This window comes from Ruegeria sp. CDSC025, from assembly GCF_059610805.1.
The window spans coordinates 1-24,558 of sequence record NZ_JBXWOJ010000022.1; the positions used below are offsets into that span (position 1 = coordinate 1).

The window sequence follows — 24,558 nt, forward strand, 5'->3', positions numbered from 1 at the left end:
CCGAAACCATCATCTCAATGGATCACAGGCCAATGATGCACTAACAATCAAATTGAACCAGTCAGATGAGGCTGCTCTACGGGATCACTCAAATTCTTTGCGGAGTTGCACTACCGTTTTTTGGGTTTGCCCAAGTTAGCAACTGATCATTTTGGTGAATCGAACTGTGACAATTATAAGTTTCGGCTTTGCACCCCGTACTGCGCCTTCAGTTGCTGAACCGATCCGCAATACACGTCCAAATCAACCTCTGGGGCAATACCGGACACTCGCTCGTTCGTAGAGTGCTGCCAAAACTCCCATTGCGGAGCATCCGGTGCGGGTCTGGCTGCGTATTCTGCCAGCCAGACCGGGTAGTTCCCGAAACCCGAAGTCAGCTCAGTCTCCCAGGTGTTCAGATTGGCATATACCATCGGCACCGTTCCGAAAGCCCTCTGAACGCTGGTAAGCCATTCCAGCGCGAGGCTTCGATAGGCGGCCCCCTGTGCCGTCGGGACGCCTTCAAGATCGAGTGTAAATGGCAGGTGCAGAAGGCCGGATTTTCCAACCGGGCCTTTCGAAAGAACAGCCTGCACTGCATCGACAAAATTCGTGACCTGTGGCTTGGCCGGGTGGCTGACGTGAAGCAGGTGATAGGCGCCGCACAGGATACCCACCTCATTCGCGCCCAGTACATTTGGCTGAAAATAGGCATCCTTGATGCTGACGCTTTCGGTCGCCTTTATCAGCGCAAAAGAAACACCCGAGGCTGCGACTTGCGGCCAGTTGATATCCCGCTGATGATCACTGACATCTATTCCTTTTGCCTGCGCCTTATCTGGCGCCGCCTTGAGAATCTGTCCTGATGGTTTGCGAAACGACCTTACAATTTTGCCCAGCCTACATGCCATCAGATCGGCCTTTTCTATCTGTCATAACACCGCATCCAACCGACATTTGATAAGCCAATAGACCGAGATGTTGATTGCGCGGGTCTCGGTCTCGCTGGTCAGGGCCGACCCTTTAACGACGTTGCCCGAATTGGATTGGGGTGTGGGGGCGATAACCGGTTCCGGGCCTAACACTCCGTTTGATACCGTGCTGTCGCTTTGTTCCAGCACATGTTGGTGTTGCTGGAGCGCAGACAGTTGCAGCGACCCTACGCTGTCATATTTCTGGTTCTTTTTGTCGGTTCGATACCTCTGGTCCTGATCCTTATCGACTTTCCCGCCGGGGTCGACGCCGCGCAGAAAATAGCCCTGGTAATCAGGCAGTCGAAACTCTCCGTCCTTGCCTTTACCAAACAGATATCCGATGGCGGCAAACAATTCCGGATAAGCGGAAATCAACAGAGGTGAGCCGTCGCAAACCTTCCAGCCATAATGTTGCAGATCAGTGGTCCCGCCCGCCAGCTTTTTGGATTGTCCCAGAAGCTCCCCGGAAAAAGCGATCACCGCGCCAACCGGCATTCCCAATACCCGGCCCGGAGACGGACCCCAGCCTTGTTGTGGTTCAAGCGGTCCGCCGGGGGCGTTTGGTCGGGGCGGGGTCGGAAAGCCTGGCGGTCTCATTCTGAATCCGTCTGACCTGGCAGATCACCATCCGCACTCAGCATGCACATATGCGTGGGCACCTGAACCGTCCAGGATTGCGCATTGCCTTCATCGTCTTGTGTATGTTCCGATTTAATCCGGGCCACAATTTCGGCGTCTTCGGGCAAGCAAGGGGCAAGATGGTCTGCATCCGGCCAGATCCGGCCGGTGCGCAGGAAATACAGGAAACTGCGCGCGTGCTTTCTGTCGACCGGCGCCAGAATGCGCACACGGTCAGCGCGCAGAAAATCCCGGAACCGCATGTCGGGTACGGTCTCGCGCAGGGCAAGATCCGCGGGGTCGCCTGTCAGATCACTGACTTCGTCCTCGATATCCATGAATGTGGCGATGTCGGACCACCCGACCGTTTGTTGCAAATAGTGCCGGATACGCGGCTTGGCATAATCCGGGGCCACGGCATCCTTCTCGGACCCGCTGAGGGTCAAGATTTGCTCCTGGGCCGCGGACAGGATTTCCGTCGTCACCGCCTTGTTCAGGAACGCAGGGTTCTGAGCCTCAATCGCAGCCACCTGTTGTTCCAGTTTGCGACGGTATCCCTCTAGCTGCCGCGCATACGCTTCCTTGATCAGCCTATAGGTTTCGAATTGCCAATCGGAATAAGTCTGCGCCGTCCGTTGGCACATCACTTCAAGAGTTGCCGCAAAGAAACCGGTCAATTCGGATTGCAGATGCATTGGTGCAGGATCGGGAACCGGCATATCCGGCGGAGAGTTGGGCTCGGACGATTGTGTGGCTGCGGTTTGCTTGAGGCTGCACAGAATGGTGAACCCAAGCGGATGGCCTTCATCCGCCGGAGAGGTTCCGGTTCCGAACCCTTTATCCAGCTGGGCACTCAGCACCTGCGCGCCCGAGGCTTGGCTGACAGGCAGGCGCAGTGGCTGCGGTGACTTGTCCGCATGGCCGTTTGAACCGGGCGGGGCGGATTTGCCCCCTGCTTGCTGAGGTTGCAGGGCGACCGACCCCACGATGACATGGGTTTCTGCGGGGGTTCCGACACTCATCACCGTTGCTGTTGCTTTGATGGGCACAAAGCCTCTGGGGATCAGGACGGCGCCTTCGGCCACTGGCGTGTGGCTTTGCACCGTTTGGCTGACCACAAGCTGGGATGGCGGGGCCATTCGGGTCTCTTCCACGCCAAATTCCTGAAACGCATCGAGATAAAAGATCTTGCCATCGTCTGTCTTGCCAGTCTCATCGGTCAAATCCTGAAATCCGCTTATCCCAAACTCGCCTGGAGATTTCGGTGGGCGCAGATCAAGCTGCCAGGACCGGCGAATATGCCGGACAAGATTCTCACCCGGGCTGGGGACCATGATCTCAAAAATCAAAACCTCGCCCAGACTTTTCGTGCGCAAGCGAAAGCTTCTGTTCACCCAACGATAGATGCCGCGGATATCCGTGCCGTTCCGCCGATTGTCAAAGCGCGTCACATCCGAGTATTCGGTTTCTTCAACTTCGGATAACTCGCGCGTATGGCGCATTTCGCGTGACAGGTTTCGCACCGTTTTCTCGACGATGTCGCGGGCAAATTTCAGGTCGTTTTTCGCGAAGCCTCCGGCTGGCTGCTCTTGCACCCACCAATTCCCAGTAACACTCATCTTATTGCCATCTGTCGGCATTCCGTACTGGGTGTCGTAAGAGTTGACATGCGTGGTCGAGACATGGTCGGCCAACGTCTTTTGCACCTGATTGATCAGGTCCGAAACCGAGGTATCCTCGTCCCGCCGGACAATTTTGGTGGTCACATCGGAATGTGCCTCATGGCTTTCGCGGCGCTGCAATCTCCGGTTTCGCGTCTCGCGCATTTCACCGCGCAGGACATTTTCGATACGCTGCACGTCGCCCAATTCATACCCAAGCGGCTGATACCGGATCGAACGGGCAAGCCCGTATGAATAGGCGCGCACCCAGCCGGGCTTTGTCAATTTCAGAGGGATCTGATGATCTGTATCCTTTACTGGAACCGGCGCAGGTTTTTTCGGCTCGAATATGGAGCCAGGCAAAACCAGCGTCGCATGCATCCAAGCTTTGATCTGTTGTCCTGTGACCGGATCGGTCATCAAACTGGCCTGCCCTCCTTCGGTTGCAGCCAGCGCGCGGGTCAGAACGTGATGGGTAGTCAACACCTGAATCAGAACTGCAAGTTCGTCTTTTTGCCAGCCAGCCAAAAGGTTCAGCGCAACGATGCTTTCCCAGATGCGGGCCAGTTCCTTTTGCGCATCCGGTGCATTTGCTAGAACCTTGAATGCGGCCCATCCGCCCAGACGGGCCTTGATCAGATCTGTGATCTGGGCCAGCGAAAAATCAGGCAGCTCTCGCAGAGCCGGCCACAATTCAGGATATGAACTGAATGGCGGGCCAAGCGATTCAATCGAGGAGATGAACCCTTTGGGTTTGCCCGGTTCGGCCGCAGGCTGAGCCTTGCCGGATTGCCCCGCATCCGATGCCGGATGGGGCGAACTATCCCCACCTGGTGTATTGTCGGTGTTCGAGCTTGGATCCACGTAAGTAACTGCCAATGCCTCCTGCCCTGACCTGTCCCCGGATTTTGAAACAAGGCTTTGCAGGAACACGCTGTTCGCCAGGATCTTTTGCGGAACCTCCATGAAACCCGCATCCAGCGCGCCCGGCGCTATCGACGGCCAATGTTTCATATAGATGAAGGGGAACAGCTCATCCCAGCGCAGGTTAGCGCCCTGAGTGACCGGGCTCAGCCCGTCAGAATCCGGGTCATCGCTAAATGGATTATTACCATCACCGCCGTGAGTGTGGCTTGGCTGATCTGGGTCATGCCCGTCATGTCCACCTGAACCGTTTTGCCCGGTGCCAGAGTTCCCACCATCATCGGCCCCGCCCCCTGCTCCGGAATCGGGCGATGGAATATGGCTTGGCTTGCCAAATTCAGACATAAAACCCTGAAAGCGCCAGACACGACCGGTCTCGGGTTCTTGCAGAGCCAAAGCCCCAAGGACCTGCTGAGACAACGGCGTACTCAATCCGCTTTGCCAGGTCAGGGTACCGGTCAACCGCTCACCGGTTTCGAACAGCACATTCAGCGGCGTTCTTTCCTTGTACCTCAGAACAGGGCCGCGCACGGCCTTGCCCGGTGTCTTGGTGAAAAAGAACTGGACGGTCACGAATTCCGGGGGATCGGCACCATGCGGATGGGTTTCGAAATTGGCCACCAACTGGTTACGCAGATCCTCGAACGGCGCATCCATCCAAATGAGTTTGGGGTCCTGGCTGGTCATGCCCGTTAAGCGTCTTCCACCGCCAACACGACCTCAAGCTCGCTGATCGCCTGCAGTGAACCCTTAGTCAGCTTGCTGGATTTCAGGCCACTGATTTCCAGACGCTCGATATCCAGTTGCCAGACATCAACACCGGTATGGATATTGTCAAAAGGCGCGTGCGGAAAGAATGCCTCGATCTCGGTGTATTCATACAGGTTGTCCTGAATCACGGCCAACATCGCGGCGCGAGCCTCGGCCAACACCTCAACCATATAGTCGCGAATTCGGTCCAGATCCGCGTCGGACACTTCGGCGAAATAAACCGCGGTACGCGTGCCATCTTCGTCGAAACGGGTCACGACTTCGGTCGCCGGGGCGAGCAATATCTCATGCTCGCCCTCGATTGACACAGGCCCCTTGTCTGCCGCTTCTGGGGGAAGAAATTCGATCAGCGCACCGCAACAATCAATCAGAATTTGCTGGCCGGCTTCGGCAATGAAATTATCATCCTCCCAAAGCTCAATCGCGATTTCAGGATCAACCTGAGCGTATGGCAGAGCATAGCGCCCGCCGCCCTGCAGTTTCTGACCTTCGGGGAAAATTTGACCCCCATTTCCGCGTTGGAAAAAGGTCAAGATAGGTCGACGAAACATCAGAAACCGACCAGAGCGGGTATGTACGAGTGCAAAAACCTGAAAGGCCATGTGTCTTCTCCTCCGATATGTTAATTCGGGCTGTTGGTGACTTAGTCCAAACCCAATACGCGACGGACGCGGCTCAGCTCGCGGTCATGAACAGTCAGAGCATCCAGAAACAGAGAGACCGCAACCCGGTTATCCGCAGAATAATGCCCGCCCAGAACATGCTCCAGCGCAGCCGGGCAGTGGTCATAGGCATCCGCGATATTGTCGACGCTCAGCGCGCGCATCCCAGTACGCAGAACCTTGTCGCAATAGGCAGCAAAGCTGGCGTTCAGGTCGTTGATCACGATCCGCTCGGTTTTAGGTGAGGTCGACGGCTTGTACGGCTCGTAAAGTGGCACCCAGCTTTCGGCGCGCCCCAGATGGGTCGAGGTGGGCGGATAGCCATTGGCGGTCATGAACATCGTACAGCCAAAACACGAGGCCAGCTTGGTGGTACAGTCACCAACCGTAATTTCATAAGGCGTGCAATGCGGGCCCAGATGATAGGCCTTGTAGATCGCCTGGATCATACCGTGGGTATAGCCCTTAACGCCTTCGTCCCCGCTTTCATCGACGAAATTCATACCCTGATCAAAGCGCATAATATTGGTGATCTGGTCCGACCGGTTTGTCGCCCCGTGATCGGGTTCCCCTTCCTTCGGAGCATCCTGCGCCAGATCGCCGCCAATGATGCCCCAACCAACGCAGTCATGGTCATGGGTATCGCGACGAACGCGCGGGTTCCACAGGGCAGAATCCTCGGGCGGCAACCACCGAGGGTACCATCCCTCGAAAATATTGTCGTCATGATCGCCCGCATCCAGATCAGGGATATGGAACCGCGCGCTTGGCATCGGACCGACCGGATCGGTGTCGCCTTCGACATTTCCGTTATCGACAAACCCGGTATAGGCCCCCAGCCCGATATACTGATAAGCGGGGTCGCGATCCCTTTGCTTGATCTCATCATATAGCACCTGCCCCTTGTCACTGAGGTGGTGTTCGGGGTGGCGGATATCGCCCTCGGTCGGAGGCTCATGCCCGGCCAAGCCATAAACCCCAACGATCACAGCGCCGGTTTTATGATCGACGGCCGTCCCTGCCCTAACAGAATGACCCTGCATGTCGATTTCCAAAGCGGCCAGCTGTCCGATTTTCTGGGCGGCTTGCTGAAGCTGATCCCATTCGCGGGACCATTTGTCGGACCTGGGCATCTCGTCAGAAGGTTCCATTGAAAACTGCACATCGACATTGGCTCGGATCTGTTCGATCGAATGACCTACGATGGCGGCGGCAACGATATAGTCCGCTTCAAGCTTGGGATCAGCACCGCCGTTGGTCAGGATTCCGGATGTACGTCTGTAAGCCATCAATTCACTCCTCCAAAGTTTCGCCCGCTTGGGGCGTCATGAATATTGAATGTCGTAACCAACAAAATTGATCGGATCGGAATTCGGACCCGGCGTGCCGCCATACATGGCGACGCGCATTGCCTGGACCTGGTGCAGATCAAAACTGGCCACACCCGGACCTATTTCCCGGCGGTCGATCCGAAAACCCTGCCGCGTTGTCATATCGGCCGCAAAGTTCAGCCGGTCCGGAGCCCGGAGCACGCATTCTCCCTGCAAAGGCAGGCGGGTTTCGGTCAGGGGAAAGCCGCAGCGCACGACCTGCACCTTGTGCAACCGATGCCCTTTTGGAACCGTGATGGTCAGGTCAATCCCGTCGCCTTTGCGCCGGGGTTCGATCGTTGCCTCGCCACAGACAACTTTGCGATCCACCAGAACATCGGGCGAGATATTGCCCTCGCAGGTGACGAACCTGACCGACAGGGTCAGATCAATCTGAAAGCTTCGGTACCAGCGATACGGGCATTGCAGAACAACCTGCCAGGTTAATGGCCTGATGTGCTGGTCGTGATCCAAACAGTCCCAGAACAGGCCAACCCTGCGCACATTGGGGTTTAATGATCGGTTCTCAAATACGAGTTGGGTTGTCATCGCGCCACCCTGACGAATCTGTGTTATGAACTCGACGGCGGCGGCGACAGCCTCATGATAAAACCAAGCTGTTGAAACCCCGGCTCCAGGCCGGATTTCAGACGCAACCTCAAGAACTTTCCATCCGGCTCGCCACTGATTTTGACGTGGCCGACCACTGTGAAATCTGTTTTTCCCTTATCGCCCTTGGACGTTGACGCTTTGGTATCACTGCTGGACTTGGGTTTGGCCGGTTTGGGAACTTCAACCCAGCCATCACTGACCGCAAGAGCCTGAATTTTGGATGAAACCCCGTCCTTAGAATATGTGTAGTCAGTGAAGGTGACGGTTACGTCCTCAAATTTCCCGGCATCGTCCACCTTGTACTGGACCGAAATCTGAAGCCCGTTATAGGGGGGCTTGTTGCGCCCGGTCTTATGGAAATCGCCAGATTGCCAAACCTGTTTGATGGGCTTCAAACTGTCTTTCTTGTCCGCGTCATCCTTGGGTTTCGAATCCGGCTTTTTGGGATTCGCGGGCTTTACCGGCGTCGGGGTATCAGCGGCAGCCTTCTGATCGCTGTCTTCGTCGCCCTCAGACCGTTTGCGTTTTAGGGCGATTGTTGTGTCGGCAGTTTTGGTCATGACACACCTCCTCTTTCCATAGCTCCGTCAAGCGGTGTGCATCCTGCGGCTAGTAATCCGCCGCAGGGCGCGTTTACGCATTGATGTTTGCCAGCTGGAAATCAAAGGGGGTAGAGTTTTTGCCAGGCCCGCCGCCCGACATCACGATATCAGCGCTTTGGATGCCGAACAGATTGATCTCGGTGTTGATCTGACTGATGATCGCCGAGTCCATGACCTGGCCCTCTTCGATCTGCGACACCACGCCGATATAGATGGTCGGGTGGAACTGAAAGACGCCCTTCTGCCCCGGTGCAAGGTTGGTCTTGGCGGCCAGAAGTTTGCCTTCGCGATAGATATTCGCGTTGATCGATCCCATGGTCAGGTTGTTGCGCAGCTCGACCTCATTCGGCGACGTTGCCGGGGTCTTGGCCAAGCGCAAGATATCCCCGCTGGTGTCTTTGACCATTTCGTAGGCCTGACCGTCATAGGCCGTCATCTGCGGCGTATAGTTCCCATAGCTGTCCGAGGCCGAAACCTGAAACTTCAGCGGGTATTTGAAGGGGTGATAATCCAGACGCCCCAGGTTTTTGATGACTTTCCACGCGATAGCGAGTTCGCCGAAATCTTCGGCCACGTTTTGCTGGAAAATAACGATCGATGAATTATTGGCATCATCCGAGTGATTGACCAATCTGAGTTGAATATTTTCGGTAACCAATTTCAGATTCCTTCCATTAGCGGTTCTTGTCGAGAACGACGAAATCGTGAATCAATGCTAGCTGAGAACTCTGTAATTCGATCTTTGCAGGAATCATCATTTCCTTTGATCTTTGCACTGTTAGACCCCTGCCCGCGGTAACCGGTGCACACTTTGGCCAGCCTCGCGCGCGCAGGAGCATGCTCATCCAGGACGTGTTTTGGGTGATGCTTAGTTCATCGAATTGCGATAGCGCCGATACTCTGACGGCGAGACGTCGAATTCCCGTTTGAACGCGGTCGAAAAGTTATTCGCATCCTCGTAGCCAACCTTGAAGGCGATGTCCTGAATGCTGTGCTGCCCCTCAAGAACCAGGGCCGCTGCATAGTTCAACCTGTAGCGCCGAAACCAAGCCATGGGGCCAACGCCGAACTCTTCCTTGAACCGCTTGGACAAGGTGTTCCGGTTTGACCCGACCACTTGCGCCAAGGCGTCAATGCCGCCTGTAAATTCGGGCTCGGTAGAAAGGAAATTACAAGCAGCATTGACCAACGTATCTTTTGAAAAGTACTCGGCAGAGACATTCTGTTTCATCAATGCTCGCGCCGCACTGAATCTGTGCTGGATTTCGCTGGTGACAAATGGATAGGCAATATAGTCGCTGTATCCTTGCGAATATACTTCGGCACGCGCCGTCGACAAACCCAGGTTGATCAGTGCAAAACTGTGCTGGCGCTTATGCGACCCGGCAGGTTTTGGGGCATTGGCCGGCACAAAACGCTTCAGGCACTGACGTACAACGATTGCTTTTTCATGGCGAGAAATGCCTGTGCTTTCTGCATCGTTCGACACGCGGTATCCCATAGACCTTTCAACTATGCTGCGAAATTCGGACAAAAGGCGCGGTGTAAACTCCAAGCAGATCACTCGGTCACGATCATAAGGACTATGCATAAAATTCCCCATCCAAAAAACTTCTGAAAATTTTGTAGGGCGCCACGCAGAGTGCGACCTCTGCTGATCTGAAAAATCAACTTGAGTCGCTGAGCCGCCACCACAACTTTCGATTGAGTACAAAAGGTCTGGGAACTTCTGTTAACTTATTCACATATTGCATTATTAGACCAATCCAATACGGCATTAACCATAAATGAGTGGCAAATTGCAAAGGGTTCTCCTTGCCAGCCAGACCAAGCTATGCCTTCTTCTGCCAACGCAATGGGAGACATGGCAGATGAGCGAAGCGGTCAAGCTGACACTGGATGAGATACGAAACCTAAGCCTGACCATTCTGTCCGGATCCGGATACGGGCCGGACCATGCAGCGGCCATCGCGGATATGCTGGTCACCTGTCAAATTGATGATTGCCAGTCGCACGGCCTGTTCCGACTGTTCATGTGCAATGACACCATGAAGGCAGGCAAGATTGACGGAAATGTCGCGCCAGCCATTACCCAATCGGATAACGCCATCGTTCGGGTCGATGCTCGCGGAGGTATGTCCCTGCTGGCATTTCATGAGGCACTTCCAATTCTGATCGAGAAAACCCGAACCCTTGGTATTGCAGCCATGGCCATCAATCGCTGTTTTCATTTCTCTGCGCTCTGGCCCGAAGTGGAGCGGCTATCTGCTGCCGGCCTTGCGGCGATGGCGATGGTACCAAGCCATTCCTGGGTTGCCCCAGCCGGCGGCACCCGCGGTTCGTTGGGCACCAACCCGCTGGCATTCAGCTGGCCGCGACAGGGCAAGGATCCCTTCACCTTTGACTTCGCAACAAGCGCCTTTGCCCGTGGCGAAATCGAACTCTATCGCCGCGCAGGCAAGCCCCTACCCGATGGCGTAGCAATCGATAAGGACGGCAACCCAACCAACGACCCGCAGGCTGCGATGGAGGGTGCGATGTTGACCTTCGGCAGCTACAAGGGTTCGGCCCTGTCCATCATGATCGAACTCTTGGCCGGTCCGCTGATCGACGACCTGACCAGCCTGGAAAGCATGGAGTTTGCCGGCAACTCAGGCGGCGCCCCCTATCATGGTGAAATCCTTCTGGCCTTCGATCCGGGGCATTTCAGCGGTGGCCGAATAGACCCGAACGATGCAAGGGCAGAACGCCTGTTCGCTGACATCACCGATCAGGGCGCGCGCCTACCATCACAACGCCGGTTTGCCGCCCGGGCCCGTAACACGGAACGCGGATATGTAGAGATTGCCAAAACCCTCTATGACGATCTGCAAGAGTTGGCCCAACAGATTTAGCCCCCTTCCCCTCAGCAAAGCAGCTGGCTAAGAAGTCTCTCCGAACGACTGTCAGGAGGCCCCATTGGACCGCATCGCCCGCACCATCGCCACCGAGATCAACGCCCGACCCGATCAGGTAGGGGCCGCAGTAAAATTGCTGGACGAAGGCGCGACTGTGCCCTTTGTTGCGCGCTACCGCAAAGAAGCGACAGGCGGTTTGGACGATACCCAACTGCGCACCCTGTCAGAACGCCTGACCTATCTGCGCGAATTGGACGCCCGGCGCACAACCATCCTGAATTCGATCAAGGATCAAGGCAAGCTGACAGATGATCTTGCAAAATCCATTGCGCTGGCTGGCACCAAAGCACAGTTGGAAGACATCTACCTTCCCTACAAACCCAAGCGGCGCACCAAGGCAATGATCGCACGCGAGAACGGGTTGGAACCTCTGGCTGACGCAATTCTTGCAGACCGGTCTGTCGATCCCGATACCCTTGCCCAATCCTACCTGTCCGAGGCTGTTCCGACCAGCAAGGATGCCCTGAACGGTGCCCGCGACATTGTCACCGAACGACTAACCGAAAACGCCACCCTGTTAGGCGAACTGCGCAGCTTCATGCAGCGCGAGGCGCTGCTGACCTCAAAGGTGATTGATGGCAAACAACAGGATGGCGCGAAATTCAGCGACTATTTCGACCATTCCGAGCTGTGGGCCAAAACGCCGTCTCATCGGGCTTTGGCGATGCTTCGCGCGTCAAAAGAGGGCATCGTGACATTGGACATCGCGCCGGACCCCGAGACCGGCGCTGCTCGGGCGGAAGCGATCGTCGCATCACATCTGCTAACCCGCACGGATTCAACTGCCGATACTTGGTTACGCAAGGTGGCCGGTTGGACCTGGAGGGTAAAGCTCTCGCTGACGATGATGGTTGACCTGATGGCCGACCTCCGCAGCCGTGCCCAGGACGAGGCGATTTCTGTTTTCTCTCGCAATCTCAAAGATTTACTTTTCTCTGCGCCAGCTGGCGCCCGCCCAACCTTGGGGCTGGACCCTGGAATACGAACAGGTGTCAAAGCAGCGGTTGTCGATGCAACTGGCAAAGTGGTTGCAACTGAAACTATTTATCCATTCCAACCCAAGAATGACCTTCGAGGCGCGCAGGCCACAATCCTGCGCCTGATCGCCCAACACGGCATTGAGCTTGTTGCAATCGGCAACGGAACAGCCAGCCGCGAAACCGAAAAGCTGGTTGGTGATACGCTCAAGGATTTGCCCAAGACTGTCAAAACCCCCACCAAAGTTGTCGTCTCGGAAGCCGGAGCGTCAGTCTATTCCGCATCCGAACTGGCCGCCCGAGAGTTCCCGGATCTGGACGTTTCCCTTCGCGGAGCGGTTTCAATCGCCCGTCGCTTGCAAGACCCTCTGGCCGAGCTGGTGAAGATCGAACCAAAATCCATTGGGGTCGGGCAATATCAGCACGATGTCGATCAATTTAAGCTTTCGCAATCACTGGCATCTGTCATCGAAGACGTTGTGAACGCCGTTGGGGTTGATCTGAATACTGCTTCTGCCCCATTGCTGTCGCATGTGTCCGGGTTAGGCCCGGGGCTGGCAGAATCCATCGTGTTGCACCGCGACATGAATGGTGCCTTTCAATCTCGTGCAGAGCTACTGAAGGTTGCGCGCCTTGGCCCCCGCGCATTCGAACAATGCGCAGGCTTTCTGCGGATACGCGATGGGGCCGAGCCCCTTGATGCGTCCTCGGTCCACCCCGAAGCTTATTCCGTGGCCCGGCGCGTTGTTGCCGCATGTGGGCGGGACATTCGGCAAATCATGGGGAATGAAGGGGCCCTGAACGGCCTGCGCGCCGAACAGTTTGTTAACGACAGTTTTGGCCTGCCCACGGTTCAGGACATATTCTCCGAGCTTGAAAAACCCGGTCGTGATCCCCGGCCAGATTTCAAAACAGCCTCGTTCGCTGATGGCGTGGAAGAGATCAGTGATTTGAAACCTGGAATGACCCTGGAGGGCACAGTAACCAATGTCGCGGCATTCGGCGCTTTTGTTGATATCGGTGTTCATCAGGACGGGTTGGTGCATATCAGCCAACTGGCAGATCGGTTTGTCAAAGATCCCCATGATGTCGTCAAAACCGGCCAGGTAGTTAAGGTACGGGTCGTCGAGGTGGATGCGCCGCGAAAACGCATCGGTCTGACGATGCGCAAGGATGGTGGCATTGAAACCCGGCAAAAGCGCGTTCAAAGCAGCGACCAATCGCGGCAAAGCCATACAAAACAAAAAGAAACACAACGCGCAAAAAACGGCAATAATGCGCAGCAGGGGGCACTTGCAGATGCGCTGAAATCTGCGTTCAAGAAACAATAATCTGCTAAAGGGTATGCACCCCCCTGCCCTTACCGCGATCAGTCGAAAGCGTCTGGCTCTAGCTCTTGCCAGAATTCGAAGATTGCGGTTGCGTTCAGCCCCGAGCGCCACGCATGCGCTCGGAAATGCTCGCGGTCCAGGTCGTTGTCTAGACCGGCAAGAAACAGTCTTTTATCTGCGTCCCTCTGTGTCGGGTTTCGCCGCGAAACCAGCTCTTCTACGATCGAGAGTTTCCGCGCCCGCTCCTCCCGCTCGGCTACCCGTTCGGCATAGGCTTTGTCTTCAACCGCCACTTGGGCCTGCCTCGCCTGCGCTTCTTCCAGTGCTTCGGGGCTGGGCTTCGCTGGCTGTTCCGGTTCAGGTGGCTGATAGTCATCGCGCAATGCAGCCGACAGATAGCCCAATGTGGATTTCACTCCGCCCTTTTGCCTTACGTAATCAAGTTTCTGCGCGACGTAGTCTTCACCATGTTCGGAAATCCACTGTCGGGCCAAACGATCCGAGACCCCTTGATCACGTAGCTTCGTGTACACCTGCATATTCCGAGCACCGTCACTGTCATCAATTTCGAACATCGCCTTTTGCGGGTTTCCCTTAATCCGAAAGCGAATATCGGTGACCGTCCGGCCTTTCTTTTGGAACTCGGGTTCGATCAGAATGTCCGAGCTTTTGTTCACCTCGGCAACCGCCGGTTTGATGATCTTGGCGTTGAGATGTTTGAAGCTGGTATAATAGTCGCTGCCATCTACCCCCATGAGCTTTCGAAAAACGTCCAAGGCCAACCAACCTGTCGACCCGATGCGCACAAAGCGATAGCAGTTTTCATACAGTGCCAATCCGTGCCCAGAACTAAAGTTGCGCTGAATCTGAACGTTGATCAGCGCATAGATTTTGGGATCATACAGCTTCTGCGCCAGCGCCGGTGAGTAGGCGTATTCACAAACACCATTCTTGAGCTTGGCAAAACTCAGCAGAGAGGAAACACCCCATTCCTGACGCCCCTGCTCATCCAACATGTCCCATTCAGCGACAGTCTCGGCCAGGGCGCGCAGGCTTGCACGCAAGGTATCAAAATCGTTCGAGTTATAGCCAACCATCATCGCCAGAGTTCGTGCATCGATGGTATGGGTCTGTGCAGATGTCAGCGCATCATAGGCATTGAGAAGCAGGACATTCGACAGCTTTCGCTGAAGCAATGTCAACTTACCGCTGATGTGAATCGCGGCGACGTTCTTTTTCACCGTTTCCCTTCGCAAGGCTCCGGATAGGTGATCCATGTCTATTTGTGTTTCCGGCATGATTCTGCCTGACTGCTCTTTTTTGTATTTCTGCCATGAAAGGTACCTATCAATCAACTTCTATTAGGTGCCCAAATACAGGATCAGGCTCATCCCGAAAACGGGTACCCTAAACAGATATACCTAAACTTATCCCCAGACCTATCATCGCGAGCCCGTCATAAGAACGACTCAGACAGGATCGAACGTACTGGAAACGGCTTTGTAAGTGTCTAATAGCGTCGAAGATCCACGTCCCTGCGAATCGGTGCCCTTGTTCCTGTCGAATGGTTCCTTTGGTCCCGTATCTGGGCACCTTTGATCCCGGAATCGGATACCCCAGGAACTGTAAATGGGTCCCTAATGTGGTCTAACTTGTTGTTATAATTATCATATTCTTAATCTAAATCTCTTAAAGACTCTATAAAAAATAAACTCTTTGTTGGCGTGTTCTATCATTTTTCTAGAGTTTCGTGGCGAAACCCAGCCTTGCGCGCAAAAACTGTGGAAAACTTCCGATAGCAGGATAGCTTTAGAAGATAATGTTCGCTACATTCCTAAATATACGCCGCTAAGGCGAACATCCTCTGAGGCAACGACAGTGAACAAATCAAACCAACCTCCGCTACCGCCATATCTGAATCTTGATCCCGCAACAGCGGCCGGGAAGTTACCTGATCCTATAGGCACCTCTCGATTCGCAAAAGCAGCGGCATTCTGCGCCAAAGGCCGTGAGGATCTTGCCCGCCGAGGTTATGCCCCTGATGGGGAAAAGCGGCTACGTAGGTTTTCAATCTGGGAAATAACTAAGTACCTAATTCCGGTTGCACCTGCGCATCTCCGCCGTGTCCTCAAAGCAAATCCTGATCTTCCTCAAGGCGAAGGAGAAGCTGGTTCAAAATGGTTCACTTTGGAAGAGGTCCTGAGCTTGCGCCAGCATTTTGCGGCTGAAGGCGTCAGCACGAAGGAGTATCTTCCCTACCGGCCTGAAGGGCTTCCGGCAAAGGTTGTTTCCGTTGCAAATTTCAAAGGCGGTGTTGGAAAAACCTCGACCGCCGCCCATCTGGCCATGTCCGCCGCCTTGGACGGGTACAAAGTTCTGGTAATCGACCTCGACAGCCAAGGATCCATGACGTCGATCCTTGGCGGGTCCGTCGCAGATGAATGGCAAACTGTGTTCCCCTTGATCGCAAAGGACTATGCTAGGGCGGTACACGAGGAAAACCGCGTGCGCAATGCGGCAGGTCAACCTGAAATTCCATTGGATGAGACCTTGCAAGAAGCGCTTAAAACGACCCCTGGCGATGTAATTCAGAACACCCATTGGCCAAATATTGATCTGATAGGCGCGCAGTTGAACCTTTACTGGGCCGAGTTCCAGATCCCAGTGTGGAGGATGGGGCTGAGAAGTTGGCCTTTGTGGGACGGCCTGACCAATTTCCTCGAGGATGAAGGTATCCTCAACGATTATGACATCGTCTTTCTCGATACGCCTCCTGCACTTGGGTACCTTACGATCAATGCACTGGCTGCTGCAGATATCCTTCTGGTTCCGCTTGGAGCTTCGTTTCTGGAGTTTGATTCAACGGGTCGGTTCTTTGACATGCTCTATACGACCTTCGCCAGTATCGAGGATGGTGAAAACACAGCACAACGCGCAGCTGGCTTGCCTGAGCTCAAGTTCGAATGGGATGTTGTACGCGCAATCATCACCCGGTTTGATGCCAGTCAGCAAACAGACATGGCGAACGTAATTCAGGCCTATTTCGGGGATTTCATGAATGCCTACCGGCAGGACTATACTGCTTTGGTCGGGCAGGCTGGTGAGCAGGTGAATGGGATCTACGAAGCCGACTACCGTGATTTTAACCGCGACACATATGTTCGGGGTCGGGAAACATTTGACCGGACTTACGCAGAATTCAAAGAGGTTCTGATCGGTTGCTGGTGGCGCGACGCTCAGATGGGAGGAGAAGCAGATGGCTAAACGCAGAAGACTGACCGCACCGGATACAACAGAGCTCGAACAGCTTGAAGCGGGTTTCGCCGCGAAACCGTCGATCAGCCCGTTTGAAGTAAGCTCGTCAGCACCTCCAATAGCTCAGGTTGCGGCGGAGGCCGCCACTTTGGGTGGCATGGCGTCCGTGACAGACAGGGTCGCTTTGGCCCAGGACCAAGGTGATGCAGCTCGATGGCGCGATGCACAGACCGCCGGTTTGATTGCGGAAAAAATACCGCTGGATCAGATTGATCCTGATTTTATCCGCCGTGACCGGATGGTTGAAGACGAAGAAGCCATGGCGGAACTGTTGGAATCGTTGCGCGTTCACGGCTTGAGAACGCCAATCGAGGTGAGCCGGGTCGGTGACAGTTTTGGCCTGATCTCGGGCTATCGGCGCCTGGAGGCCTTCAAGCGGCTGTCCCAAAGTGATGCTCGGTTCACCGAGATTCCTGCATTTGTCCGTGAGGCTGGAACAGGGCAGGGCGCTTACGTCTCGATGGTGGAAGAGAATGAGTTGCGCTCAAACCTCAGCCCTTATGAACGCGGGCGCGTCGCGGTTCTGGCGGCAGGGCAGGGGGTTTTTGCTTCAACCGAGGCCGCTGTCGATGTGCTTTTTGCCGCAGCGTCCAAAGCCAAACGGTCCAAGGTCCGTAGCTTTGCTATGGTGCATGAAGCGTTGGGGGATTTGCTGCAGCATCCCGTGTCGTTGTCAGAAAAGGCCGGACTCAAGCTTGCTTCGGCATTGCGGGACGGGGCACAAACCAGATTGCGTCAGGCATTGGCTGGCGCCGGCCCGTTGGATTCCAAATCCGAATGGGGTCTGCTTGAAGCTGCGATCAAGGGCGTGCCGGACGCGGAAAAAGCTAAATCGCGAGGCGGGCGCCCGCAGCAGGTGCAACGATTGACACCGATTGTCCTTCCCACAGGCGGCACAATTCAGGCCGAGGTGACATCTGGGGAACTCCGCCTCAGGATACGCGGGCGGGAAATTTCAGTTGATGAGGCTCAAAAACTGATCGACCAGATTGGCAACCATCTGGGCTAGCCCTTTGACGAGACCGGGATAGATCGATCTCGTCGCCAAACAAATCAAAGAGCTGACTGGATTGGTTCGCAGAGGCGAGTTCTACTACTGTCAAGGTAATGATCAAAATGTGGAATAAATGATCATTGTGAATTCAAGATCCTTTGGAGGTGCTCGCTAGGGATGTGTCGCAAACTTTTGCAACGACCATAGGCAGTCAACAACCGGAGGTTCTGTCGCAAACTTTTTAGATGGCAAAGCATCAGTGGATTTGGCGAGCAGTTTATCCCGCCAGTTGGATGAACTGCTGAAACGGACGGAGTCCGGGCGTGAATTGACCTTTGCGGATCATGTTGACCAGTTCTATGCCTGGCAGGACAGATGCGGTTGAAGCGAAGGATTTGAATCCCAGCATGGGTCTGATCCTTCGTTTGATAAATCGGTGATCCTGTTCAATGATGTTGTTGAGGTATTTCCGCCTGACCATATCGATTGGGATCGGACAACCAAAGCTCTTGAGCATCTTGTTGATCGCTTTGCTGCCAGCTGTATTGGCACCACTTTTGTCGATGACGATCTTGCGTGGCAATCCGTTCACCTCAAGCGCGGGGGCGAAGAACTTCGTCGCAGCGGCTTTATTCCGGCGCTCAGACAACATGAAATCCAGTGTCTTGCCGTGTTTGTCGATCGCTCGGTAAAGATAAACCCATTCGCCTTTCACTTTCACATAGGTTTCATCCATGCGCCACGAACGGTCTGTGGGACGCTTTCTGTACCGCGCTGCTTCAGCAATGAGGCCTGCGTATCGAATAACCCAGCGGTTCGGCGTTGCGTGATCCAGATCAACGCCACGTTCCGCCATGATTTCTCCCAAATTCCGGTATGAAACAACGTAGCGCAAGTAGAAGAAGACCGCGTGCAAGATGACGTCTTTCGGAAAATGTGCGCCCTTAAATGAGATCGTCACGGCCTGCTCCTGTCAAGTTCTAGCGCGCTACCAGAAATGCACTCGACCTGACAGGTAAGGACAAAGTTTGCGACGGAACCATTGCCGCCTGTAAGAACGCAGGCGCCGCTTGAGTGCTGGTGCGCGCGTGAACTTACTCCGAGGGCATTGGACGGCATCGGGGAATCCACATCCAGTGTGACTGGCCCATATGCTGCGCCTCTCATGTGGGGGCATCCGAACGAACAAGTGTAGAGCCAGGCTTTCAATAGACCAGACAACGCAAATTTGCTTCGCGAACCTGAAACAGAGCCTCCCGTGTTGCGGGGGAGATGGGTGCGCGAAAAAAACCAAAGATAGGAAAGAACCATGAAACACGCAGAAATCGATGCCATCCTGGAAGTTCACAGACTGGCGTTTGGAGAAACAGAGGGCGAAGTAACCGCTCAACTCGCCAAGGACTTCCTCAGCCACCCGGACACGATCTCGATCAGTGTCAAACCGGACGGGCAGATTGCAGGCAACGTGCTGTGTTTACACCGTTCGTCTTCCAGGACCATCCGGACACAAAATGCTACCTGCTCGCACCTTGCGGCGTGTCGCCGGTGTATCAAGGCCATGGAGTCGGCAAGGAGCTGATGGAAACCAGTATCGAACACCTGAAGTCCATTGGAACGGATGCTGTGTTCGTGCTGGGCGTCCCCGACTTCTACCCCCGGTATGGTTTTGCCCCAACTGACAAACAGACGCCTTATCCTGATCTGTTGACGGCGCATGAAGCATGGATGGCCCTTGAGCTGACAGCCGGAACGGTCGAGTGCTTGAACGGCACGACGATGGCGATCCCTCAGTTCATGCAAGCGCATTGGTGGGACACCTCAGGGCGCGAGTGACGCAAATACCGAGAACCAGACATTGGGCATTGATTGTTTAATGTCTGGTTTGTCCCGTATAGCAGACATCGGCGCTCCTCATTGTGAACTCTCGAATGTCTGCTGAGAGCCCATAGCGTGAATACGATTTTCATGCTGCGCGTGCTCGCAACGCCAATTTCACTCCGTCGTCTTTGTGTCCCATGCTGGGCATCCAGCATTCGACTTGGACACCTGCCTCAAAACGACTCAGCGGATCACGTGGACAGAACAATTGGCGTGGTGAACGACCCGGTTCGCAGTCGACCCAACAAAAATGTTCTCGATCCCCGGCTTGTGTGAGGCCAGCACGATGCAATCGATGCCATTTTCATTTGCGAAATCAACGATCGCTCGGCCAGCGCTCCCCGAGATAAGCCGCGGTTTCGCCCCCGGTAGCTCTGCAGCGTTCCGATGTAAGCCCTCCTGAAGCTCTTTTCGCGTGTTGGCCAGAACTTCCTCGGGTATCTGGGATGCCACATATGCAGGGATCGGCTCCTGCACATGGAGCACTGTGAATTCCGCATCGGCACTCGCCAGCAAACGAGCAGCTTCAAATGAGGCCTGTGTATCGTGATCGTTGTCCAGCGCGACTGGAATCAGAATGTTCTTATACATGTTAGTCACCTTCGATCGCTCCAGCTACGATCATTCCGGCCTCCGCGGTGATACGGCACTCTAAACCGGTTCGGATTTCGAAGACTTACCCGCTTTCTTTGCTGTGCTTGCAACATCATCTATTGTTTTTTCCACAGCTTCGGCTTCGGTTTCCGCTGCAAATGCTGCACATCGGGCAACTGTTTCGAACCATTCCTGAGCGTCAGCCACGAGGCGTTCGGCTGAATGCTTCTGCCACTCTGCTATGGATTGCAGTGCTTTCGCCGGATCAGTCGGGTCTGCAGCAGACGCCGAGCGCGCAGCTTCTAGCGCGGTTCGAACAGCCTCGTGGCGCCTCTCAAACCAATGTTGAGCAAAGGCCTCTGCCTCTTTCAGTGATTTCTCCTGCGTGTCCCAGAATTGCTCAAGCTGTGCGCCTAAAAACGGATTGGCCGTAGTAGTCGGCTGCATCTGCTTGAAAACATCAACAAGTGGGTTGGAGTAACTTGATTTTGGCTTCTCTTCAGGCATCGGAGATTCCTCCTCATCTTCCCAATGCTGAATGTTACCAAATCCCGTAGAAAATAACCTTAATGTAGATCAACCGGCGTCAACAAACGTGGGCAGTGGTCCTCTACAATCTAATGGCAGCATTTGTACCAACCTACTCGATTTGTATGGACTCAAGATAATAAATCACATTTGCCAACGGCACACCTGCGAACATTGGCTGGCCGTCAGGCATGGTCAGCGCAACTTTTTGGTCCGAATCCAAAGCTGGTCCAAAAATGGGCATTTCTCCGCCATGCGCGAGCAATGGTGCGCGACCATCAATTTGACGCGCCACCTCCTCAATCGGAAAAACACCGTCGTTTTGGGCCGCAAGCCTGGTCAGATCAGGCGTCCTTATTGCCAGCATCTCCGCCATTGGACCATCTCCAGTGGCCTCGAAACCATGGCATTGCCAGCAATAGGTTCTGTAGAGATTGTGCCCGTTTTGAAGGTCAATATCCTGCGCCAGTGCAGCACTTGCAGCAAATATTGACAAAAGAAGTCCGCGATAAATTGGCATTTGTTCCTCCTCGAACGTCAGCATTTCGCGTTTAGACTACGCGGTATTGAGCGAACGCTTCATTGATCTCGCTCATATTCAGCCTTTGAGTACCAGCTGGGAAAAACTGCGACGAAAGTAAGTACACTGCAGTCGGTTCCGCTTGGCTGGTCGGTTCTTGGCGACCAATGACATAGATCAATTCAAAAAGGTACATTACATAGTAAAGCATGAATGTTTCAGCGGGATTGCCGTTCATCGCCTGCATCCAAATCAAACATGGTGATAAGCGGAATTGCAAAAGCGTGGAAATTCCACCGCAGGGGCTCGGAATGAATGGTGGCGAGCCCCTCGTTAGTGACTGGTGTACTTAACCGCGCTGTAGCTCGGTACACAGGCGTTTGTTCATTGAGGAGTGAAGCCAATGCATACGGCCGATCCACCGACACCTAAACTCCGACGCGCGCTTACTGCCCCGTTGCTTACGCTTTACGGACTAGGTGTCACCGTTGGTGCGGGAATCTATGTGCTTGTCGGTGCCACCGCCGAGGTCGCTGGTCCTTACGCCGCTGTTTCGTTTCTCATTGCAGCGCTCGTCGTTTCGCTGACGGCTTTGTCGTACGCCGAACTCGCAACCCGTTATCCCGTAAGCGCGGGAGAAGCGGCATACGTCGAAGCTGGGTTTCAAAGAAACTGGATTGCCGTGTTGGTGGGTCTCGCCGTCGCTGCTTCGGGAGTGATATCGGCTTCGGCCGTTGCGATTGGAGCGGCCTCCTATCTTCACACCCTGACCAACCTTGGCACCACGTTGCTTACGATCGGCATCGTGTCGGTTATGGGACTGATTGCACTCTGGGGCATCGCGCAATCAGTATTTGTGGCGGCAGTGATCACGATCATCGAGATTTCGGGGCTTCTGTTTGTGATTGGCTGGGGCATGTCCGTGCAGGATCCGCAAGGCTATGCGTTCAGCGAGACGATTCCAGGTTTTGAGATCAACGCTTGGCGGGGCATTTTTGCGGCGTCGCTTCTGGCTTTCTTTGCCTTTGTTGGATTCGAGGACATGGCAAACGTCGCCGAAGAAGTAAAAGACCCAGTTCGCACAATTCCTAAGGCAATTCTGCTGACGCTCGTTCTGGCGACGGGTCTGTATCTGGCGACCTCAATTACGGTCCTGCTTGTTGTTCCTATCGATACCTTGTCGACGTCGACTGCCCCGCTTGCTTTGGTTTTTTCAAATGCACCCGAAGTAATCAAACAGGGGTTTGCCGCAGTCGCAGTCGTTGCAACAGTCAATGGCGTCCTGATCCAGATGATAATGGCGTCGCGGGTAATCTACGGTCTTGCCGACCGGGATCATCTGCCGAAAATACTGGCGAGTGTCCCGCAGGTAACCCAGACACCAGTCGTCGCAACCCTGCTGGTTGTGGCGCTAATCCTTCTACTGACCCAAACACTGCCGATCGGCACCCTAGCAGAACGCACATCTCAGATCGTCTTGGGGGTGTTTGTGCTAGTCAATTTCTCGCTGATCTTTTTGAAGTTGAAACCGGATTCAACCCGACAACATTTCCACGTACCTCTTGTCGTGCCAATCCTTGGTGTTCTGACCAGCACCCTGCTTTTTGGCGCCGGGTTTCTTTGAGAGAAAATCCGACGGCGTTAGGTCGCCAGAACGGGATCCGAATGACATATGAACACTGATCGACCTACACTTGGAAGGCGGCTCTCTGACTGGTGGCACCGGACATTCGTTGATCTGGTCGCGCAATTACAATGGTCCTACATGCCACCGTTAATGGTGTACTTCGCGGCCGGAGTTTCGGGACTGACATCCGTCGTTGGCGCGTTTTTCCTCAAGGACTATCTGAATCTATCTGCTGCTTTCGTGGCGGGCTTGGCATTTTGGGCCGGATTGCCCTGGATTTTGAAAATGCCGCTTGGGCATCTGGTGGATCTGTTCTGGCGTTGGAAATCGCTGCTGATATTGGTTGGCGCGTCTCTTATCACGGCCTCGTTGCTTATCATGTATGGACTTGTGTCCGCGCCTGCCCAGATGGCCGGGGTCATGCTGCCTGAGCATTGGTATGTCGTTGCCTTGATCCTGGCACCTTCTGGTTATGCCATTCAGGACGTCGTGGCAGATGCCATGACGGTCGAAGCGGTACCACAAACCAACCAAGATGGGTTCGCGTTTACGCATGAAGAAGTTCGTGCCCGCCACACTACCATGCAGACCCTGGGCAGGATTGCGATCATATCCGGGTTTGCGGGAGTCGCAGCGGTTAACATCTGGATTTTTTCGGGCGCGGAGGATCTGGAGAAAAGCGATCGTTTGGTTCTCTACGGTCAGGTCTATCTCGTCGCTCTGGTTGTCCCCTTACTGTCGATCAGCGGAGTGGTTCTTCATGCTCTGATACAGCGTCGCCTCGTTAGTCTTGGGCACCTTCTACACAAACCGGATCAAGCCACCGAAGTAAGGTGGCCAATACTGCTGGGAGGTCTCGCGTTTGTTGTACTCAGCGTTGTGTTGGGAACCGCAAATTTCGCCTTTGCGCAAGAGACTGTTTTTGCGGTTTCGCTCACGGTCATTCTCTATCTCATGTCACGGCTGCTAAGGGAACTGGAGTCGAAACAGGCCAAGGTTCTGATCGGGACGGCGACAATCATTTTCGTTTTTCGCGCGGTCCCGTTGCCTGGTCCGGGATTGACCTGGTTCGAAATCGACGAGCTTGGGTTCGACGAACAGTTTCTGGCAATTCTGGCGCTCCTGACCTCACTACTAGCGCTGCTTGGCCTGATCATCCTCAGACCGTTTATGGCCAGTCGTTCCATCGCGCAGGTGGTGGTACTGCTCACCATTGCCGCCGGAGTGCTGGCCCTGCCTAACCTTGCTTTATACTACGGAGTGCATGAATGGACGGCCGCGCACACAGGCGGGGTTGTGGATGCAAGATTCATCGCCATACTCGACACAGCCGTCGAGTCACCGCTGGGTCAGATCGCGATGGTCCCGATGCTGGCCTGGATCGCACGTAACGCCCCGACACATCTCAAGGCGACCTTTTTTGCTGTCATGGCGTCTTTCACCAACATGGCATTGTCGGCAAGCAGCTTGGGCACAAAATACCTAAACCAGGTATTTGTCGTGACTCGTGTCGTGACCGAACCCAGAACGGGTACAGTTGCATCCATCGCTGACTATAGCCACTTGGGGAATTTGCTGATTACCGTGGGCCTGATCTCTGTCATAGTCCCACTGATTATGGTTTTTCTTGTGCAAAATTCACCATATCGGACAGGCGAATGAAT

23 protein-coding genes are annotated in these 24,558 nt (G+C 54.6%); 8 read left to right on the forward strand and 15 right to left on the reverse strand.

The window, feature by feature from the left end:
• Window positions 1-173: 173 nt before the first annotated feature.
• The 9 genes from AC2FH8_RS19800 to AC2FH8_RS19840 all read right to left on the reverse strand — a co-directional run bounded on the left by AC2FH8_RS19800 (window position 174) and on the right by AC2FH8_RS19840 (window position 9,662).
• Window positions 174-890 (reverse strand): glycoside hydrolase family 25 protein, encoded by a 717-nt coding sequence (locus AC2FH8_RS19800; RefSeq protein ID WP_271952468.1) that lies wholly within the window; start codon window positions 888-890, stop codon window positions 174-176.
• Between the two features lie 21 nt (window positions 891-911).
• Window positions 912-1,550 carry a tail fiber protein gene (locus tag AC2FH8_RS19805; RefSeq protein WP_282027156.1) on the reverse strand — a complete coding sequence of 213 codons (639 nt, stop codon included), beginning with the start codon at window positions 1,548-1,550 and terminating at the stop codon, window positions 912-914.
• Complete coding sequence (locus AC2FH8_RS19810) at window positions 1,547-4,843, reverse strand: hypothetical protein (RefSeq protein ID WP_496690553.1); 3,297 nt, start codon at window positions 4,841-4,843, stop codon at window positions 1,547-1,549. The genes AC2FH8_RS19805 and AC2FH8_RS19810 overlap by 4 nt, the downstream gene beginning before the upstream one ends.
• 5 nt (window positions 4,844-4,848) lie before the next feature.
• Window positions 4,849-5,529, reverse strand: coding sequence for a hypothetical protein (locus AC2FH8_RS19815; RefSeq protein ID WP_496690554.1), 681 nt, complete (start codon window positions 5,527-5,529; stop codon window positions 4,849-4,851).
• A gap of 41 nt (window positions 5,530-5,570) precedes the next feature.
• Complete coding sequence (locus tag AC2FH8_RS19820; protein ID WP_496690555.1) at window positions 5,571-6,878, reverse strand: hypothetical protein; 1,308 nt, start codon at window positions 6,876-6,878, stop codon at window positions 5,571-5,573.
• A gap of 36 nt (window positions 6,879-6,914) precedes the next feature.
• The gene (locus AC2FH8_RS19825; protein ID WP_281973906.1) at window positions 6,915-7,508 is read right to left on the reverse strand and encodes a hypothetical protein; all 594 of its coding nucleotides are present in this window, start codon (window positions 7,506-7,508) and stop codon (window positions 6,915-6,917) included.
• A 23-nt stretch (window positions 7,509-7,531) separates the two neighbouring features.
• Window positions 7,532-8,131, reverse strand: a complete 600-nt coding sequence (locus AC2FH8_RS19830; RefSeq protein ID WP_271952480.1) for a hypothetical protein — start codon at window positions 8,129-8,131, stop codon at window positions 7,532-7,534.
• 73 nt (window positions 8,132-8,204) lie between these two features.
• Window positions 8,205-8,831 carry a hypothetical protein gene (locus AC2FH8_RS19835; RefSeq protein ID WP_142640307.1) on the reverse strand — a complete coding sequence of 209 codons (627 nt, stop codon included), beginning with the start codon at window positions 8,829-8,831 and terminating at the stop codon, window positions 8,205-8,207.
• A gap of 210 nt (window positions 8,832-9,041) precedes the next feature.
• Entirely contained in the window at window positions 9,042-9,662 is a 621-nt protein-coding gene (locus tag AC2FH8_RS19840; protein ID WP_282027158.1) for a helix-turn-helix transcriptional regulator, read from the reverse strand.
• A 382-nt stretch (window positions 9,663-10,044) separates the two neighbouring features.
• On the opposite strand from AC2FH8_RS19840, the gene AC2FH8_RS19845 reads away from it, so the two are divergent.
• A complete protein-coding gene (locus AC2FH8_RS19845; protein WP_271952485.1) occupies window positions 10,045-11,067 on the forward strand; it encodes an Ldh family oxidoreductase in 1,023 nt (340 codons plus the stop codon).
• Window positions 11,068-11,131: 64 nt separating this feature from the next.
• Window positions 11,132-13,438 (forward strand): Tex family protein, encoded by a 2,307-nt coding sequence (locus AC2FH8_RS19850; protein WP_496690556.1) that lies wholly within the window; start codon window positions 11,132-11,134, stop codon window positions 13,436-13,438.
• 38 nt (window positions 13,439-13,476) lie between these two features.
• Here AC2FH8_RS19850 and AC2FH8_RS19855 read toward each other — a convergent pair whose 3' ends face one another.
• On the reverse strand, window positions 13,477-14,736 hold the full coding sequence (locus tag AC2FH8_RS19855) for a replication initiation protein (RefSeq protein WP_281995019.1): 1,260 nt from the start codon (window positions 14,734-14,736) through the stop codon (window positions 13,477-13,479).
• 580 nt (window positions 14,737-15,316) lie between these two features.
• Here AC2FH8_RS19855 and AC2FH8_RS19860 point away from each other — a divergent pair.
• Both AC2FH8_RS19860 and AC2FH8_RS19865 read left to right on the forward strand, forming a co-directional pair.
• Window positions 15,317-16,702, forward strand: a complete 1,386-nt coding sequence (locus AC2FH8_RS19860; protein ID WP_281995020.1) for an AAA family ATPase — start codon at window positions 15,317-15,319, stop codon at window positions 16,700-16,702.
• Window positions 16,695-17,762 carry a ParB/RepB/Spo0J family partition protein gene (locus tag AC2FH8_RS19865; RefSeq protein WP_496690557.1) on the forward strand — a complete coding sequence of 356 codons (1,068 nt, stop codon included), beginning with the start codon at window positions 16,695-16,697 and terminating at the stop codon, window positions 17,760-17,762. Before AC2FH8_RS19860 ends, AC2FH8_RS19865 begins: the two co-directional genes overlap by 8 nt.
• A gap of 262 nt (window positions 17,763-18,024) precedes the next feature.
• On the opposite strand, the gene AC2FH8_RS19870 is transcribed toward AC2FH8_RS19865, so the two are convergent.
• A complete protein-coding gene (locus AC2FH8_RS19870) occupies window positions 18,025-18,708 on the reverse strand; it encodes an IS6 family transposase (protein ID WP_496690558.1) in 684 nt (227 codons plus the stop codon).
• Window positions 18,709-19,056: 348 nt separating this feature from the next.
• Here AC2FH8_RS19870 and AC2FH8_RS19875 point away from each other — a divergent pair, with 348 nt between their 5' ends.
• Both AC2FH8_RS19875 and AC2FH8_RS19880 read left to right on the forward strand, forming a co-directional pair.
• Complete coding sequence (locus AC2FH8_RS19875) at window positions 19,057-19,326, forward strand: hypothetical protein (RefSeq protein WP_496690559.1); 270 nt, start codon at window positions 19,057-19,059, stop codon at window positions 19,324-19,326.
• Window positions 19,293-19,580 (forward strand): GNAT family N-acetyltransferase, encoded by a 288-nt coding sequence (locus AC2FH8_RS19880; RefSeq protein ID WP_496690571.1) that lies wholly within the window; start codon window positions 19,293-19,295, stop codon window positions 19,578-19,580. The genes AC2FH8_RS19875 and AC2FH8_RS19880 overlap by 34 nt, the downstream gene beginning before the upstream one ends.
• A 228-nt stretch (window positions 19,581-19,808) precedes the next feature.
• On the opposite strand, the gene AC2FH8_RS19885 is transcribed toward AC2FH8_RS19880, so the two are convergent.
• From AC2FH8_RS19885 to AC2FH8_RS19900, 4 genes are all read right to left on the reverse strand, one after another.
• The gene (locus AC2FH8_RS19885; RefSeq protein WP_496690560.1) at window positions 19,809-20,216 is read right to left on the reverse strand and encodes a universal stress protein; all 408 of its coding nucleotides are present in this window, start codon (window positions 20,214-20,216) and stop codon (window positions 19,809-19,811) included.
• Between the two features lie 60 nt (window positions 20,217-20,276).
• Entirely contained in the window at window positions 20,277-20,726 is a 450-nt protein-coding gene (locus AC2FH8_RS19890; protein ID WP_271952496.1) for a phasin family protein, read from the reverse strand.
• Between the two features lie 133 nt (window positions 20,727-20,859).
• The gene (locus AC2FH8_RS19895) at window positions 20,860-21,267 is read right to left on the reverse strand and encodes a c-type cytochrome (RefSeq protein ID WP_496690561.1); all 408 of its coding nucleotides are present in this window, start codon (window positions 21,265-21,267) and stop codon (window positions 20,860-20,862) included.
• 31 nt (window positions 21,268-21,298) lie between these two features.
• Window positions 21,299-21,514: a hypothetical protein gene (locus AC2FH8_RS19900; RefSeq protein ID WP_142636020.1), complete on the reverse strand. Its 216-nt coding sequence runs from the start codon at window positions 21,512-21,514 to the stop codon at window positions 21,299-21,301.
• 156 nt (window positions 21,515-21,670) lie between these two features.
• On the opposite strand from AC2FH8_RS19900, the gene AC2FH8_RS19905 reads away from it, so the two are divergent.
• Window positions 21,671-22,891 carry an APC family permease gene (locus AC2FH8_RS19905; protein WP_281973017.1) on the forward strand — a complete coding sequence of 407 codons (1,221 nt, stop codon included), beginning with the start codon at window positions 21,671-21,673 and terminating at the stop codon, window positions 22,889-22,891.
• Window positions 22,892-22,939: 48 nt separating this feature from the next.
• Window positions 22,940-24,556, forward strand: a complete 1,617-nt coding sequence (locus AC2FH8_RS19910; RefSeq protein WP_496690562.1) for an MFS transporter — start codon at window positions 22,940-22,942, stop codon at window positions 24,554-24,556.
• Window positions 24,557-24,558: the final 2 nt, after the last annotated feature.

Bases quoted from the DNA above. Each gene is read 5' to 3' on its own strand.
- AC2FH8_RS19830 (WP_271952480.1), bottom strand. From the start codon at position 8,131: ATGACCAAAACTGCCGACACAACAATCGCCCTAAAACGCAAACGGTCT.
- AC2FH8_RS19885 (WP_496690560.1), bottom strand. From the start codon at position 20,216: ATGTATAAGAACATTCTGATTCCAGTCGCGCTGGACAACGATCACGAT.
- AC2FH8_RS19805 (WP_282027156.1), bottom strand. From the start codon at position 1,550: ATGAGACCGCCAGGCTTTCCGACCCCGCCCCGACCAAACGCCCCCGGC.
- AC2FH8_RS19855 (WP_281995019.1), bottom strand. From the start codon at position 14,736: ATGCCGGAAACACAAATAGACATGGATCACCTATCCGGAGCCTTGCGA.
- AC2FH8_RS19845 (WP_271952485.1), top strand. From the start codon at position 10,045: ATGAGCGAAGCGGTCAAGCTGACACTGGATGAGATACGAAACCTAAGC.
- AC2FH8_RS19895 (WP_496690561.1), bottom strand. From the start codon at position 21,267: ATGCCAATTTATCGCGGACTTCTTTTGTCAATATTTGCTGCAAGTGCT.
- AC2FH8_RS19905 (WP_281973017.1), top strand. From the start codon at position 21,671: ATGCATACGGCCGATCCACCGACACCTAAACTCCGACGCGCGCTTACT.
- AC2FH8_RS19815 (WP_496690554.1), bottom strand. From the start codon at position 5,529: ATGGCCTTTCAGGTTTTTGCACTCGTACATACCCGCTCTGGTCGGTTT.
- AC2FH8_RS19890 (WP_271952496.1), bottom strand. From the start codon at position 20,726: ATGCCTGAAGAGAAGCCAAAATCAAGTTACTCCAACCCACTTGTTGAT.
- AC2FH8_RS19900 (WP_142636020.1), bottom strand. From the start codon at position 21,514: ATGCAGGCGATGAACGGCAATCCCGCTGAAACATTCATGCTTTACTAT.
- AC2FH8_RS19820 (WP_496690555.1), bottom strand. From the start codon at position 6,878: ATGGCTTACAGACGTACATCCGGAATCCTGACCAACGGCGGTGCTGAT.
- AC2FH8_RS19910 (WP_496690562.1), top strand. From the start codon at position 22,940: ATGAACACTGATCGACCTACACTTGGAAGGCGGCTCTCTGACTGGTGG.
- AC2FH8_RS19825 (WP_281973906.1), bottom strand. From the start codon at position 7,508: ATGACAACCCAACTCGTATTTGAGAACCGATCATTAAACCCCAATGTG.
- AC2FH8_RS19875 (WP_496690559.1), top strand. From the start codon at position 19,057: ATGAAACACGCAGAAATCGATGCCATCCTGGAAGTTCACAGACTGGCG.
- AC2FH8_RS19800 (WP_271952468.1), bottom strand. From the start codon at position 890: ATGGCATGTAGGCTGGGCAAAATTGTAAGGTCGTTTCGCAAACCATCA.
- AC2FH8_RS19865 (WP_496690557.1), top strand. From the start codon at position 16,695: ATGGCTAAACGCAGAAGACTGACCGCACCGGATACAACAGAGCTCGAA.
- AC2FH8_RS19810 (WP_496690553.1), bottom strand. From the start codon at position 4,843: ATGACCAGCCAGGACCCCAAACTCATTTGGATGGATGCGCCGTTCGAG.